At 61.2% G+C, this 16,017-nt stretch carries 12 protein-coding genes; 9 read left to right on the top strand and 3 right to left on the bottom strand.

Going from position 1 to position 16,017, the window contains the following annotated elements; translation table 11 throughout:
• Positions 1 to 1,254 carry an ATP-grasp domain-containing protein gene (locus NKJ23_RS13830; RefSeq protein ID WP_352680659.1) on the bottom strand — a complete coding sequence of 418 codons (1,254 nt, stop codon included), beginning with the start codon at positions 1,252 to 1,254 and terminating at the stop codon, positions 1 to 3.
• A gap of 90 nt (positions 1,255 to 1,344) precedes the next feature.
• Positions 1,345 to 1,548: a hypothetical protein gene (locus tag NKJ23_RS13835; protein WP_352680660.1), complete on the bottom strand. Its 204-nt coding sequence runs from the start codon at positions 1,546 to 1,548 to the stop codon at positions 1,345 to 1,347.
• A gap of 469 nt (positions 1,549 to 2,017) precedes the next feature.
• Between NKJ23_RS13835 and NKJ23_RS13840 the strand changes: the two genes are divergently transcribed.
• From NKJ23_RS13840 to NKJ23_RS13880, 9 genes are all read left to right on the top strand, one after another.
• Positions 2,018 to 3,394 (top strand): radical SAM/SPASM domain-containing protein, encoded by a 1,377-nt coding sequence (locus NKJ23_RS13840; protein WP_352680661.1) that lies wholly within the window; start codon positions 2,018 to 2,020, stop codon positions 3,392 to 3,394.
• A gap of 28 nt (positions 3,395 to 3,422) precedes the next feature.
• The gene (locus NKJ23_RS13845; protein ID WP_352680662.1) at positions 3,423 to 4,730 is read left to right on the top strand and encodes a coproporphyrinogen-III oxidase family protein; all 1,308 of its coding nucleotides are present in this window, start codon (positions 3,423 to 3,425) and stop codon (positions 4,728 to 4,730) included.
• Between the two features lie 32 nt (positions 4,731 to 4,762).
• Positions 4,763 to 6,220, top strand: a complete 1,458-nt coding sequence (gene amrS, locus NKJ23_RS13850) for an AmmeMemoRadiSam system radical SAM enzyme (protein ID WP_352680663.1) — start codon at positions 4,763 to 4,765, stop codon at positions 6,218 to 6,220.
• A 42-nt stretch (positions 6,221 to 6,262) separates the two neighbouring features.
• A complete protein-coding gene (gene cpaM / locus NKJ23_RS13855) occupies positions 6,263 to 6,925 on the top strand; it encodes a corrinoid protein-associated methyltransferase CpaM (protein ID WP_352680664.1) in 663 nt (220 codons plus the stop codon).
• Positions 6,918 to 9,239, top strand: coding sequence for an HgcAB-like fusion protein (locus NKJ23_RS13860; RefSeq protein ID WP_352680665.1), 2,322 nt, complete (start codon positions 6,918 to 6,920; stop codon positions 9,237 to 9,239). Before cpaM ends, NKJ23_RS13860 begins: the two co-directional genes overlap by 8 nt.
• On the top strand, positions 9,232 to 10,011 hold the full coding sequence (locus tag NKJ23_RS13865; RefSeq protein ID WP_352680666.1) for a hypothetical protein: 780 nt from the start codon (positions 9,232 to 9,234) through the stop codon (positions 10,009 to 10,011). The genes NKJ23_RS13860 and NKJ23_RS13865 overlap by 8 nt, the downstream gene beginning before the upstream one ends.
• Positions 10,004 to 11,731: an alpha/beta fold hydrolase gene (locus tag NKJ23_RS13870; protein WP_352680667.1), complete on the top strand. Its 1,728-nt coding sequence runs from the start codon at positions 10,004 to 10,006 to the stop codon at positions 11,729 to 11,731. Before NKJ23_RS13865 ends, NKJ23_RS13870 begins: the two co-directional genes overlap by 8 nt.
• Positions 11,731 to 12,651, top strand: a complete 921-nt coding sequence (locus NKJ23_RS13875) for an alpha/beta fold hydrolase (RefSeq protein WP_352680668.1) — start codon at positions 11,731 to 11,733, stop codon at positions 12,649 to 12,651. The genes NKJ23_RS13870 and NKJ23_RS13875 overlap by 1 nt, the downstream gene beginning before the upstream one ends.
• 244 nt (positions 12,652 to 12,895) lie before the next feature.
• The gene (locus NKJ23_RS13880; RefSeq protein WP_352680669.1) at positions 12,896 to 13,117 is read left to right on the top strand and encodes a hypothetical protein; all 222 of its coding nucleotides are present in this window, start codon (positions 12,896 to 12,898) and stop codon (positions 13,115 to 13,117) included.
• 424 nt (positions 13,118 to 13,541) lie between these two features.
• On the opposite strand, the gene NKJ23_RS13885 is transcribed toward NKJ23_RS13880, so the two are convergent.
• The gene (locus tag NKJ23_RS13885; protein WP_352680670.1) at positions 13,542 to 15,767 is read right to left on the bottom strand and encodes a mechanosensitive ion channel family protein; all 2,226 of its coding nucleotides are present in this window, start codon (positions 15,765 to 15,767) and stop codon (positions 13,542 to 13,544) included.
• Positions 15,768 to 16,017: the final 250 nt, after the last annotated feature.

The raw sequence follows: 16,017 nt of genomic DNA on the forward strand, positions 1-16,017 counted from the left end.
TCAAAAGCGGACCGTGTCGCGCGCCCATTGATAGGCTGCACGGACACCGTCCGGGTCCGGGGACTCGAGCATGGCGAGGCCTAATACGTCGCGAAACGTTTCCAGCCGATTGACCACGTCCCCGGCCCTTACCGCACAAATCACCGAATAGCATTCCGGCCGGTTGCGCAGCGCGTCCAGCGTGTCAACGCTGCGCACGATGCACGGCCGGTCGGAATAGATCGCCATAATCGCATTCCAGCTGCGCGGGCTCTGGCGATGGACGGCGATCGGATTGCCGCAGGCCAGATCGATCGAGATGTCCATGAGGTCGAAGCCGTAGACACGTTCGAGCACGCTGACAGAAAATTGCCCCGGCGGGCGCGACGCGCATTCGATCAGCCAGGCTCGGTCATCGGCGACATGGATCTCGGCGTGGAATACAGAGTTGCGGACACCAAGAGCCGTGACACTTTGGCTGGCCACATCGGACAGCAGCCGCTCCTCCCGCGCGCTGGTCTGCGCTGGTATATAATGGCCGACCACCATGAAGTTGGGATGGGAAAGCTTTTCGCAGAAATTGAGGATTTCGACGCGATCGCCGCTGACATAGCCTTCGACCGAGAACTCGCGGCCGGTGACGTGCTGTTCGACTAGAACCGCCTCCTCATGCGGCAGCGCATGATCGAGTGATCCCCGCCCCTTGCGGATCTGCTCCCAGGCGGCATCGAGCTCGTCGCGCGTCTTAACACGGAAGACGCCGAAACTCATCGCATAGTCAACCATCTTCAGCATCGCATCGCCGCCGAAGCGCTGCCACTGATGGGCCGCCTCATCCACAGTCGATACGATCGCGAAGGGCGGGGTCGAGACGCTACGCTCGGCCAACCGCAGCTTCATGGCAGACTTGATCTGCTGGCATCGCGCGTCTTCTGCGGAGGCGTAAGGAAATCCGAGCGCGCGGCCGATGCGTGCGGTGCTCGCGACGGTCACCTCGTCACCTGCGACTAGGCCGCGAATGCGGTCTCGATAGGGCTCCAGCACGGCAAGCGCGGACGCGTCCTCGGCGCCGTCCCACGCGAGCATGCGCTCGATGCCGTCGGTGGGATAGTCGTCGGCCGCCCGCGCATAGGCAGCCTCCTCCTCGCGGCATAGCTCAGCATTGGCAGCGAGGACAAGAACCTTCAGCCCCTTGGTCCGGGCGGAGGTCACATAACGGAAGAAATGCGCCACCGGGTCGACGATAACTAGATAGCCGTCGTGCATTCCGCCCATGGCCCTGAGATCCGATGGATCGATGCGGCGCGCGGTGCGGCAAAAGAGGGGCGCGCCGCTTCGATGATGATAAGGCGGTCGCCGCAGCTATCACCAGCAGGCGGCGGCCAGTTGGCTGACCGCATCCTTCGAGATGCCCGCCTTGCCGAGCGCGTCGACAGCCATGGCGTGCAGGATCGCGCGCTCGCCCCGCAATTTCTCCATCTCTACCGCAACGCGGCCGATCTCCTCATGGATCGGTCCCATCTGCTGCTGCAACTTATCATGCGTAGATCCAGCCAATTTCTGAGACATCTGTAGCTCCATCCTTAAGTACCGGAAGCCAATGTAATTACTGTACTGCTTCTGGCCGCGCGGCACAACAAAAAAATGTACCAAGGTACCAAAAACTTTGGCACGAGACTGGCCGATTGGTCGTTCAGGTTTCGCTGGGCGCTGGGAACGGCGCCGTGGCGCAACCGAGTACCGCACAATCTCGATTTCCTCGCGAGCAAGAAACTGCACTGCACTTCTTGCGCGCTGGTAGCAGCCATGGTACCTTAGTCACTAAGGTATCTTAATTAGAAGATGCTAAAATAGGTGTCTCAGTAAGGAACGTGTATCAAGCGCGTTCCTACGCGTGGAGATTAGTTCCGCGATGCGCCCTAGTGACTTTCATATATTCGAAACGACCGCGGGGCGTTGGCTTCTTCACACCGAGTCGCATAATATTTTCAAAGTACTTGGTCTGGCAGATGCAACGTCTGCTCCGGATTCTACAAATTTGTCCGAAGTCATCATTCGCGACGACCTTGAGGCGATGGCTGAGTCCGGTCTCCTCTCCGACTACAATCGTAGGAGGCTGACCGCCGCCCGCCCTACGGACGGTGCGATGCTCGCGCTCAACATCAACCTGACGGCGATCTGCAACCTTGGGTGCACCTACTGCTTCGCCAAGGGTGGCGACTACGGGCGCATCACGGGCAAACTGAACGAGGGCGCCGACGTCGAGTCGATCCTCCAATTTGTCAAGCAGAATGCCGCGCGAGGCGAGACAGTCCGGTTCGAGTTCTTCGGCGGTGAGCCGATGATAAACTTCTCGACGATCGAAGCGCTGTGCTGGCGCTCGGAGGCGCTCGGCGCTGAACAGGGCATTCGGTTCCTCTACCGAATCTCGACCAATCTGACGATGCGCCTGACCGAGCGCGAGTTGGAGCTGTTCGCGCGCTTCCGCTTCACCGTCTCCGTATCCATCGATGGGTCGGAGGCGACGCACGACCGAAACCGTCCCAACAAGGCAGGCCGCGGTTCCTTCCGGGCGATCCTTGACAATTGCTACAAGGTCCGCGAACGCTCCGACGACATCACGCTGGTTGCGCGCATGACCTACGTCCCCCACCCGGACTCGTCGCTAGTCGCGGATGTCGAGGCGCTCTACGCGTTCAATATCTTCGACTGGTTCCAGATCCTACCGGCAACGGTATCGCGAGAACTCGTCCGCACGGTCTTCGCCGATGCGTTCGGCGACCTTGCCTATAGCGAAATCTGCCGTCTCTGCGCCGACAAGGTCGACAGCGAATACAAATTGCTCGGCGAGATCTACATGTTGCTCTTCCGGCCGGGCAACCGCTTCCGCGGCGTGCTGGAGATCGAGACGGTGATCCGAATGCTGCTCGAAGGAGAGGTCGCCAACGGCCATTGCTCGGGCGGGCGCAATTATTTCACCTTTTCGCCCGACCATTCGATCATGCCGTGTCATCGCCTTGTCGGCGAAGCCGAGTTTCGGGTCGGCGCGTTCGGCGGCACCATCGACGGTGAGGCGGTGGCGCCGTGGCGGCTCGGGATCAACGATACGCCCGTTTGCCGCGACTGCGCGATTCGCTACATCTGCGGGGGCGGCTGCAAGCAGGAGAATTTTGTCGCGACCGCGGACATCAATCGTCCCGATCCGGAGAAGTGTCGCTTCCAGTTCCGGCTCGTCCACTGCGCTATCCAAGCGATTGCAGAGTCTGACGCGGCGTTCCGCGCGCGGCGACGCGGCGTGCTGCGCGACCTTTTCGTGTCCTGCGGCCGGCCGACTTTGAGCAGCGGCCGCAGCGAGGAGGTACCAGCGCCCGATCGCCTAACACATCTCATACCGCTACTGCACGCGTTCGACTGAGGAATTTCATCGACGGAGGGACAGGAAGATGGACGGGAGCCCGGAACAATATATCCGTCGCAATATTCACACTTATCCGTTCAAGTACACTTACACGAACTATACGGAATTTTTCAGGCGGCCTTCGGCGGCGATCTACATACACATCCCGTTCTGCTCGACCAAGTGCCACTTTTGCGACTACACGGTATACGTGAACACGAAGGAGGACCTGCGGGAGCGCTATGTGACGGCGCTGTGCGAGGAGATTCGGCGTTTTCCCGACAATCCAGTGTTCCCCCGCTTCGAGATCGCTGCGATCTATTTCGGCGGAGGCACGCCGGGACTGCTTTCCGCCGAGCAGTTGATCCGCATTCTTGACACGTGCCGGCGCACCTTCTCCATTGCCCCCGATGTCGAGGTCGCGGTCGAGTTTGATCCGCGCTCGATTGAGCAGGACAAGGTCGACCGGCTCCACGATGCGGGGTTCACCCGCCTGTCGATGGGGATCCAAAGCTTCGACGAAACGATCCTCAGGGACACCAACAGACCGCACAATCTTGACGACATAGACCGCGCCGTGATGGCGATCCGCCGTTCGGGCTTTACCCATGTCAATGTCGACCTGATCTATCCGCTGCTCGGCCTTACCCAAGACGTCTGGAAGGATTCGCTCCTGCGGGCGATCGACCTCGGCTTCTCCTGCATCACCGCGTATCCGCTCGAGGTGTGGGAGAACACCGCCTACCACAATTGGATCATGAAGAAGGGGCACGCACTTCCCGCCATAGGTGAGGAGAAGGCGATGGCAGAGACCGCATTCAATTTGCTTGAGGCTGCCGGCTACGTCCCAGGCAGCACCAGCGGCTATTACCGCGCGGATTTGTGCGAGCGTTACTGCCTGTTCCTCGACTATTACTGGCGGACCTGGCCGATGATCGGCTTCGGCGTGTCGTCCAAGTCGGCGATCCGCGAATTCATGTACACGAACATTCGCAACATCCGAGACTACATCGACAACATCGACGCGAACCGCCCGGTGCTCGACTTCTCGACTTACCTTACCAAGGAGCAGGAAATCCGCCGCGTGATGATCCGCGGGCTGAAAGTCGGCACAGTCGGCAAGAGCGACTTCAAGGCGCGTTTCGGCGTGCACATGAGAGACGTGTATGGCGACACCATCGATGCTCTGATCGGAGAGGGCTATCTCGCCGATAAGGGTGACGAGATATCTCTCACCCGCAAGGGACAGCTCTATTCCAATGCCGTCTGGGAGCGGTTCTACGTCGAGGACGATCTCTCTCCACCGAAGGGAGACGAAGTGAAATTCGGCATTTCAGAGCTTGTGATGAGTTAATTCTCCTAAAACGGCAGAAGGAGTTTGACGTCATGAAGATGAACACTGAGCGTAGCTGGATGAAGGATAAACATCCGGCGAGCCACTGGGAAGCCCACCACGATGGCACCAAGACGGTCACCTGCAAGCTCAGTCCGCGCAACTGCGTCATACCCGAAGGAAGTGTGGGACGTTGCGGGGTGCGCGGAAACGTCGACGGCGCCCTCTACACGTTCAACTTCGGCAAGTCGGTTGAAGCAACGATGGAGTTCATCGAGACCGAGGCGTGCTACCACTATCGGCCGGGCGCGAAAATCCTCAGCCTCGGCAACATCGGCTGCATGATGTCGTGCGACTTCTGCCAGAACTGGCGGACCTCGCAGGTGCGGCACCTCGACGATCGGATAGTGCGCTACTACACGCCCGAACAGATCGTCGACGCCTGCAAGACGACCGGCGTCAACGTGATCTCCTGGACCTACAACGATCCGGTCGTGTGGCACGAATTCGTCGTCGCCACCTCGCGCCTCGCGCAGGCCGAGGGCATCGTCACGTTGTTCAAGTCAGCCTTCTACATTGAGCCGGCGGCCGTAGACGAGTTGATCGGCTGCATCGATATTTTCAGCATCTCGCTCAAGTCCATGGACGAGCAGTTCTATCGCAAGTTCACCGGGGGCACCCGTCTGCAGCCGGTCCTGGACATGATCGAACGCGTGCACCACTCCGACCGCCATCTTGAGGTCAGCCAGCTCATCATCACCGACCGCAACGACAAGGTCGAGGACATCGACAAGACCAATCGCTGGGTGATCGAGCATCTTGGCGACCGGGTGCCGCTCCATTACGTCGCATTCCACCCAGCCTATCTCTACATGAACACCGTACGCACCAATCCTGAAATCCTGCTGGTCGCGCGCGACATGGCACGGCGGGTCGGCATCAAATACTGCTATATCGGCAATCAGTTCCGCGCCGGTGTAGCAGATACGCATTGCCCGGAATGCGGCCATCTCCAGGTCACCCGCTTCGGGCTTAGGGCCGAGACAGTTGGCATCGACGCGGACGGCCGCTGCGGCGGCTGCGGCATGCCGAGCGACATCCACGATCCGCACGACCGTGCCCGGCGCGACGTCGATCCGCTGATTGAGGGTCCTGACGCTGCCGTGTCCCACTTCGAATGGAACGCCGAGGCGAAGTCCGCCCATATTGAAGTCGATGATCCGCGAGGCGGCAATATCGCCTGCCCCGTGCTGGTAGAGAGGCTCGGCCCGACCGCAGTGCCGCTCGAGCACTACGTACTCGGCGGCGTGCTGAAACGCATCATCGTCTCCAAGGGCAGTGATGGCGAAACCGGGATCAGGGCGGCCGCGGCCCCCGGCTCGAAAATCACGATCTTCCCGGTGCTCGACCGAGCCCATTTCCCGACCTCAACCGAGCTTGGCGTCGAGCTGACCGGCTTCAAGCGGGAACCCAGGACCCAGTCTGCGTTCGCTGCGGCGAAGGCCGGCTGACGCCGGAAATACCTTGAAGCGCGTCGCGTTTGGAGCGAGCCGATGCTGATGTACAGCTGGATGGTGTGGGTCGAACATGCCCCGGAGCGCTACGACGTATCGGTCCGCCTGCTTACCGGAGGGCGGATTGACAAGGTCAAGGACGAGATCGCATCCGGTATCCTTCCCGGCGATAAGGTGCTCGACATCGGCTGCGGCACCGGCTCGCTGGCGATCAAATGCGTCGCGCGCGGCGCCCAGGTCACCGGGCTCGACATTTCCGAGAGCATGCTCGCCGAGTGTCGCAAGAACCTGAAGCGCAGCGGCACCGAAGGCCAGGTCGCGATCCTCAAGGACAGCGTCACTAATCTCAGGGCTCATTTCGAGCCGGAAAGCCTTGATGTGGTCGTCTCGACAATGGTCGTCGGCGAGCTCTCCAAGCCCTATCTCGACTATATCTTCCGCGAATGCCGGACGGTACTGAAGCCCGGGGGCCGGATCATGATCGCCGATGAGGTATGGCCAGAAGGCCCGGTCACCCGAATCTTGTTCAGGATCGTGATGGCGATCATGTGGATGCCGCAATTCGCGATCCTGCGCCGTGCCTTCTTCCCGATCCGCGAGCTCAGATCAATCATCGCCGGCGCCGGGTTCGAGATCGTATCAAAGAGAACCTACCCGTTTTCGACCATACAGCTGATCGAGGGGAGGAAGCTTGATGCTTGAGCGCCTCAAGGTTCTCTTGCTCGACATCTTCCATATCTTCTTCCGCCACTTCAATTTCCCGTGCGAGCTCGGCCTGCGCACCGTTGGCCGGCCGGACGAGCTCAGTCCGGTCTTTCTCAGCGGCAATTACACACTGACCGTCCACCGCCTGCTGAAACGGCTGGCGCGGTTCGACTGCTATCTGATCGTCGCCAATTCGAAGGGCTCCAACGTCTGGTGCGCAGCCGGGATGAATGAATTCAACGAATTCGACATCATCGACGCTATCAATGTCTCCGGTATCAAGGACAAGGTGCTCGGGCGCCGGATCATCGCACCGCCTTATGCCGCACCCGGCGTAGACGTCCGCGAGGTCCACCGACAGACCGGTTTCAAGCTCGCCTGGGGGCCGACCCATTTCGACGATCTCCCGGCCTATATCGAAGCCAACTACCGGCGCAACCAAAGGATGACCGAGGCTCAGTTCGGTCTTTCCGATCGGCTGGAGCAGGCGCTGTCGACGGCGCTTGTCTACTGCGTGACGATCGCGCCACTGGCGTTCTTCTTCCCGCGTCCGGTCCTTATTTTCATGGCGCTGGTCTCGATCTTCCATCTCACTTGGTTTGGGCTGTCGGACTTCCTCCCTGAGGAAAGACGCTGGGCCAAGACGCTCACCCACCTTGGTATCGCCCTCGCCGGACTTGCCGTGGTCGCCTTGTGGTCGGCGATGCCGGCTGCGAGCTTTGCGATGTGGGCGGGGGTGATCGCGGGTCTGATCCTGCTCATCTCGCTCGACGGCTGCGGCAGCTCGACCCTTTACAAGACAACCCCGGGGCATTGGCTGAGAAAGGGCGACTATCGCAGCCATTTTGAGCCAATCATCGATCCGAAAAAGTGCACGAGCTGCTACGACTGCGTCTATGTCTGTCCGAAAGGCGTGCTTGCTCGCGTGCCCAAGGGGCCTGCCGTTTCAGTCCGGCCCGATGCCTGCATCGAATGCCTCGCCTGTGTGAAGGTCTGTTACGACGACGCCTTCTACAACCGTTCGCGAGTGTCGAAGGGTGACGTCAAGAGCATCAACAATCTCGAGGAGATCATGACCCGCGAGTGGCGCCACCTTGAGGACGAGCTCAAATGGGTCGACGCGCCCGTACGGTTTGACAAGCATATGCTGGTCGTTGACATCGCCGCGATGGCCGAGCAGCAGCAGGCACTCACGCCTGTGCCCGCCGCCGTGCCGGTCGAGCAGCTGGACTCAGCGGAGTTGCTTGCCGGCTACGATTCCAGCTTCGAGTCGGCACGGGCGCGTTTCGTCGCGCTGTGCAAGGAGTTTGGCCTGGCGTTGACCGAGCACAGGATCGTCGGCGACGCTACGCTATGCATTGGCCATCTCGGCCCGCGCGACAGTCCACGCAAGCTGGTTATATTGAGCGGCGTGCACGGCGTCGAAGGTTTTGCCGGCAGCGCGGCGCAGATCGCCTTCCTGCAGCGCTATCGCGACACGCCGCTTGCCGTCCACGTGCTGCTTGTCCATATCGTAAATCCGGAGGGGATGCGCCACTTCCGACGCAACGCGCCGGGCAATATCGACCTCAATCGCAACCTCGTCGACGACCACTCCGCCCGCGCGCAGGTCGACGATTCCAGCCGCGCGATTGCTGAGCTGATGAGCGGTCCCCGTTTCGCGCGACTGCCCACACCGCTCTGGCTGCTCTGGCTGGCTGTGCGGTTGCGCACGCTTGGTGGGATTGCCAAGCTGAGACAGGTCTTCGCCGCCGGGCAATATTTCGACTCTAGCAGCCTGTTCTACGGCGGTACCGCTCACACCGCCGAGGTCCGTGCGCTGCTTGAGGCGCTGCGCGAGCAGCTGTCGGGCTGCAAACCGGCGGACGTCGTCTTCTTCGATCTCCACTCCGGCATTGGCGGCTTCGGCCGCTCAGCTCTTCTCGCCAATGACGCAGACAGCACCGCGGCCGAGAAAGTGTTCGGCGTTGGGATGCGCAGGGGCCATCATGGCAAGGAAGCGGTCTACCCGGTCACAGGCGACCTCGTCCGCGGCATCAAGGCCGAGCTCGGCCTTAATGGGGCCTGCGCCGTCACCTTCGAGTGCGGCACCGGCCCGGCGCTGGCGACCCTGCTGCGGCTGCGCTACGAGAATTGCACCCACCAGCATTTCGCGGGCCACGGCGAACGCTCGCGCCGCGCCCGAGAGAGAATGTTGCGCGCCTTCTGCCCGCGCTCAATGCGCTGGCGGACGACCTATGTGCGCTCGGCAAACAATTATCTCGACCGGGCACTGTCGCATCTTTCCGGCGCGGAGGCCAGGCATGTTTAACGGCGCCCGGCGGCTGCGCTTCCAGGGACTGGACTTGGTTGTGCTGCCTCGCGCGGGCGAGCATCGCAGCCAGCTCGACGCGCAGCGCGACGCGCTGCTCAAGCTCGCCACCCTCGCCCGCGGCTGGGGCTCCGAGGAGGTGCCGCGGATGCGCGAGGTCTTTAAGCTCGAGCCCTTCCATCGCGCCACCTCGCTGGTCCTGGTCTTCGATCAAGGGCGGCTGTGCGGCACGGGCGGCGTCGACGCCAACTTCGCAGAGTGCCCGCCGGACGTGACTATCTTGCATTTGTGCAGCCTCAACCTGCTCGATGAGCAGAAGCGGACCGGGCTCGCCGCCTTGTTCATGCTGCTGCTCGGCGAAGAGTTGCTCGCCCCGTTACCCGCTCACCGCCCGGTTTATTTCACCTCGATCTCGCAGAGCCCGCTCGTCTACCGACTGCTCACCCGGCTGGCAAAAGTCTATCCGGACGGCCGCAGCACCCCGCCGGATGATGTGCGTGAGGTAGCGCGCGTCGTCGCCGCCCGCTACGATCCGCACATCCCGCTCGACGCGGACCGGCTTGTGCTGCGCAACGAATGCGACTTCTTCTATCGACAGGTCCCCTATGTCGCCGACTCGCGGGTCAACGCGCTGTTCGATTCCGAGCTCGACATAGCCGCCGGCGATGTCTTCGTGAATGTCGGCAAGACCGATGCAGGATCGGCGCGTGCCGCTGTCGAGCGCTACCGCGGCAGGTTCCCGAAGATGCCGGAGGCGCATAGTGATGGATAAGACTGAGCTTCATCCCGGACCGACGCAGATTTATGCCCACTCCTTCTCCCGCAACCTCGGCATTCTCACCCAGGACGAGCAGCAGCGGCTCGCTGACGCGACGGTGCTTATAGTCGGCACCGGCGGCATCGGCAGCAACAGTGCGGCGTTGCTCGCGCGGATGGGCGTCGGTGGCTTCCATCTGGTCGACGCCGACACCTTTGAGCTCGCCAACATCAATCGCCAGTTCGGTGCCAAGCTAAGCACTATCGGACAGCGCAAGGTCGACGTCGTGCGAGACGAAATTCTCGACATCAATCCGTCGGCGAGGGTGAATATCTGGGCGGAGAAGTTCACGCCAGCCATCGCGGAGGCGGTGTTCGATGGCGCCGACATCTGCATCGACGCGATCGACTTCTACTGCATCGCCGACCACCTCCAGCTGCACGAGGCGGCTCGGCGCCTCGGCCGCTATGTCGTGATGGGATCGCCCGTGGGCTTCAGCGGCTGCCTGCAAGTCTTCGCGCCGGAGGGCATGAGCTTGCAAGACTATTGCGGGATCAAGAACGGGATGGAGCCGGTGGAGATGCAGCTGCGCTATGCCTGCGGCCTTGTTCCCCATCTGGCCCATCTCAGCTACTACGACGTCTCCAAGGCGGGATCGAACACCGATTTCCTGAAGGGCGAAGGTCCCTCGCTCGCTTCCGCCTGCGGCCTCGCTTCGGCGCTGGTCGTCGGGGAGATCGCGATGATCCTGCTCGACCGCCGCAAACCGCGCGCTATCCCTTACACGCTTCAGTACGACCCGTGCACATTCCGCCACGAGGCAGTCTATCTCGAAGGTGGCATGCCCAACTACGATCCTACCGAGATACTCGAGACGATCGAGGACAAGAGCTCTCTGGTCGTCAACGTCTTCGACACCCTCTACCGCAAAGCCAAGGCCGAGACGGTCGCGCTGCCCGATGGCGGCTATCTCTGCTACCGCATGGCCGGAGAAGGGCCGCCGCTCGTCTTTCTCTCGCCGGTCGGGGGCGACACCAGCTTCTGGGCGCGCCAGACGCCGGTGCTCGCAGCGGATTTCCGAGCAATAACGATCGACAACCGCGGCATTGGTCGGAGTTCGAACGTGCCGCACGATGCGGAAAGCGCCGACATGGCGCGCGACGTGATCTTCCTGATCGAGCATCTCGGCCTCGCGCGTGTGGCGCTGGCCGGCTGCGCGCTCGGAGGGCTGATCGCCATCCAGGTCGCGGTGCTCAGGCCGGATCTCGTCTCGGCGCTTAGCCTCGCCTCATGCTACGAGACTGCGGACGAAACCATTCTTTCCACAACCGCGGACTGGAGGGCAACGGCGCGCGAGGCGGGGATGGACGACGTGTTCGACCAGAGTCTTCCCTGGCTCTTCTCCGAGACCTATCGGCGCGACCACGAGGATGAGCTCTACAAGCTTCGCACCTTCTACCGGGTCAACCGCCAGCTTCCAGAGGAATTCTGCAAGCAAATCCTGATCGCCAACCGGTTCGAGGCGGCGGGACCGCTGTCCGGCATCACCTGTCCCGTCCAACTGGTCCACGGCGCCCACGACCGGCTGGTCGACCCACGTCACGCCCGCGCCCTGAACGGCTCCATTGCCGGCTCCGAGCTCGAGATCCTGCCCGAAGCCGGCCATTTCGCGAACTGGGAAGAGAGCGCGGCCTATAACAGTCTCCTGGCCGGCTTTCTCGCCAGGACCGCCTAATGACCGCGGGAGTGAGCGCCGTTGCGGCCGCTGCCGCAGCGCAGGACCCAGGATCGCCGCGACGGCTTAGCGCAACCGCCTTCACCGATCGTCTCTATCCCCTTTCCGCCGAGATCAAGATACCCGGCGCAACGATCCGCTATTCCGAAGCCGGCGGCGGCGAGGCGGTGCTGCTCTGCCACGGCATCCCGCTCTCGATGACGACGTGGCAAGACCTCTTCTTCCTGCTCGCCGAGGATCATCGGGTGATTGCGGTCGACATGCCCGGCTATGGCCGGTCATCGAAAGGGCCAGGCGACTACAGCCTCGCAAGAATCGCCGGCGACATGGTCGAGCTCTGCTCGGCGCTGAACATCTCCAGGATGCACGTCGTCGGCAGCTCGTTCGGCGCCGCGGTCGCGATCACGATCGCGCTTGGATACCCGAGCCGGGTCAACCGGCTAGTGCTGATCAACAGCGTCGGTATCGCCGGCGGCACCCACAAGGTCGAGCGTATCGTCCGCAGCGCCCTGGTCCGCCATTTCGCTGCCGGCGTCCTGCTCCAGAAGCGCCTCGGCCGCTCGATATTCCGCTCCAAACTCAGCGCCTCCTACGCGACGCTGGAGCCCGACCCAGCGCTTGTCGACCATTACTACGCCTTGCTACGACGTGACCATGGCGAGCTAAGTTTCCTGAGGACGCTGGAACAGTTCGACGAGGCGGCGCTACAGCGCAGGCTTCAGCACCTTGCCAACCCGGTCTTGTCGATCTGGGGCGGCAAGGACAGGGTCCTGCCCCTGTCCAAGTCACTGGGCGTACAGCGACTCCTGCCCAATTGCTGGTCGACCGTCATCGCCGAGGCCGGGCACCTTCCCCACGAGGAGATGCCCGAAGCGTGTGCCAGCCGGATCCGCTCCTTTCTCGCGATGCCGGCCCTATGACTAGGTCTGCGTGATCGCATGCCCATTTGTCCTCACCTGAAGCGCGTCGCGTTTGAACGGATTCATGCGACGCGCTTTAAGTTCTTGCTTTTATGCATGTCGTTATCGCAAAACCGCTGCGCGCTTTTGCGCGACATGCATTATGGTTTTGGACGGGGTGAGCGTGACGAATTTGGCGAAGGCTAGCGGGAAGAAGGTTGTGCGCGTCCAGACCGGGGTTCGGATCGAGCCGCGGATTCTCAAGATGCTGAAGTCGATCGCGACTTTCAATGGGATCAGCCTCAGCAGCCTGCTCGAGGGAATGTTCCTTCATGCATTCGAGGGCAAGCAACCCTTTGGCGAAGAGACGATGGCACTAATCCGCACACTGCGCGGAGCATATGGCCTGGATCTCACTGCAGATGACAGCCACAAGCTGCTTGAGGACAATCAGGTCCCCGATGAGAAGGACGCCACCGACGCTTAGGATAGAGTTCGTATGCCAGCTTGTGGGCGGCCGAAGGGGCGGCTCCTCTCTCCCCATGGAAGAGCCCCGTCCCGGTCACCACGCGGTCACGGTTCGGGCATTTCACTTTAATGCACTGCCGCCAATCCAAGAGCGGTTGGATGCGAAGATCGCTCTCCGATCGAGTCCCGAAGAAAAAGGTTCTCTCACGAACTCTTGCGCACCAAAGACCACTCAAGCGCACTGCTGAGACGGCGCAATTTTACGCTTGCCAAGGTTGGGGTCGAGCGTTCGAATCGCTTCACCCGCTCCAGTTTCCTTGAGGGGAATCAAGCGATTAAGAGGCGCCTTTCGGGGCGCCTTTTGCTTACGTGGCGAAAAGAGTGTCCCTGCCATGGGCGATGCGCGGAAAGCCGCGCTGTGACCAGCAGGTGTCGCAGCTTTTCTATTCCGTTGTGCTAGCTTTTTTTCTGCGCCGAATAGTGTGCGACTGCGCGACGGCCATTTTCAACTCGGGCGTGATCTCCAACGGTGCATTCTCTGCCCCATGTTGGTTCTGTAGCCCCTGGACCTGGACGGTCGGAAATGGGAGTTCGATGCCCTGCTCCTTGAAGACCTGGCGGAGGCGTACATAGAATTTGCGTTTCATACCGAAGGCGCCTCCCGGCTTGGTTGTGGCCTTGACCCTCAATACGATGCCGTATTCGCCGAACTCCTGTACGCCCTGCATCTTGATCGGGTCGAGCACCCAGTGTTTGAACTCGGGATCTTCCGCCAGTTCGAGGCCGATCCGCTTGATCAGCTTGCGAGCGAAGTCGATATCGGTGTCATAACCAACGGTGATGTTGAATTTGTCGATAACCCAGTCACGGCTCTGGTTCTGGACTGCCCCGAGTTCACCGAAAGGTATCGTGAACAGCGGACCACGATGGTGGCGCAGCTTCACCGAGCGCAGCGAAAAGCTTTCCACAGTACCCTTGTAATTGCCCGATGAAATGTATTCGCCAACACGGAACGCATCATCGAGCAGAAAAAACACGCCTGAAATGACGTCCTTGACAATGGTTTGTGCCCCAAAGCCCACGGCGACGCCGACGACGCCAGCGCCGGCGATCAATGGGCCGATCTGGATACCCAGCGAGGCGAGCATCATAAGCACCGCCATCACGATGATCGATGCGAGCAGAATATTCTGGAGGATCGGTAAGAGCGTGTGCAGCCGCGCCTGCTGCGGATCGAGGATCGGGACGTCCTCGTCGCTGATCACAGGGTGCGGTGTTTCGATGCCCAGCTTTCGTTCGATCAAAGCTTTGATGATCGACCAGCCGAAGTCGGCGGCGAGGGCAATGACCACGACATTGATCAAGCCGCGCAATATGAACGTCGTCGTCGTATCGCTGTCCCGCATGGATTGCATGTCCAGACCCCAGACACGTGCGAGAAGGTAAGCCGCCGCCAGGATGAAAATCATTCGGATTCCGCGATCGATGACAGCGATCGTCACCGCCGGGATCGTGGGCCGGCCGACATCTTCCGAACCTGGCCGCAGAACGAAATTAACCCCGCGCTGCGTCACCACGATTGCCAAAGGCAGGAAGAATGCGGCGAAGGTGAACCAGAAGTATGTGTAAAGGCCGGCGATACGCTGCAGGAACAGGACGACGAAATAAGCAGTCAATAGCCATGTCGCTTCCGTGTGACCGATGTGGCGCGCACCGTCTCGCTGCGTTCTTGGCCGACGCCAAATGGCGAGCAGCAGGAGCAACAGCAGCACGAAATCGGCGCCCAGTGACAGGACCATCATTCCGTCCTGATCGATGCCGAGACCTGGCAAGAGGATAAACGCGGCGCAGAAGAAGGCGAAGACGCCGACGATCCGGGGTAGCCAATAGGACCAATGGTCAGCCGCTTCGTTGGTGATCGGCAAAGCACGAACCTCGACGGCGTTCTCGACGTTCATGAAGGAAGGGACGAGCATGGCCATGACGTACATGCGCACACCCCATGTAACGACTGCCGCCATCAGAAATGTCAGTACAATCTCGCGGATAAGCATCGGCCAGTCGAACAACATGAACGCGCCGGCGCTGCCCAGTGCGAAAGAGACTATCAGCATGCTGGAATAAAGCAGGCGGCCACCAATCTTCTTGGCTCGCCCAACGGGCGTATCCTTCGGTTGCGCGATAATCCAAAGACGAAATGGACGGGTGAGCTTGAACGTTGCCCAAGTGAGTGCCAGGCCGGCAGCGATGAACATTGCAATCAGCACAAATACGCCGGCAGGCCCCTTGCTGGACATATCCTCCATCGTCTCTGCCCGAACGCGCGCGAACTGGCCTGGCAGCAAGGGCAAAGTTCGCACGATTCTTTCGATATGATGCCTGATCCCATCGAGCGTCGAGGATGCCATCGTATTCATCTGGCCTGGTGCGGCCACGGCGCCGGACGATGCGTCGGTCGGCGAAGCCCCTCTCTCGGCGGGCGCTCCCGTTGACCCGGCGTCCTGATTTCGCTGTTCGGCCACCCAGGCCTTCACTGACGGATCGTCGAGAACCTCGAACAGCTGTTTGACCCTTTCAGGCGGGACGGTCGCCGGCGCCTGCGCCTGCGCCTGACCAGCCAACAAAAGGGCGATCCCAAAGACGAGCGGCCTGGCAATCAGGGCAAACATCGCAGTCAGGTCTCCGAGACGCCGTGCCGGGCGCGCCAGGTTCCTGGCTCCCAATCGTCGAGTCATGAGTGGCATCGTGCTGTTAACCTTCCGGTCAGATCGGCGAGCAACGACATCTATGTCCGTTGTTGCCCTACCTTGAAGAAACCGATGTTGCGGTGCAAGACGTCATCGTTCCGAGCCAGACCGTTGCGCCGGGTACTTGGCGGTGTTTATTTAGCCGCGGGGGCAGGGCATTCCGACCTCGGCC

Source organism: Mesorhizobium sp. M0184, from assembly GCF_040322215.1.
GTDB lineage: Bacteria > Pseudomonadota > Alphaproteobacteria > Rhizobiales > Rhizobiaceae > Mesorhizobium.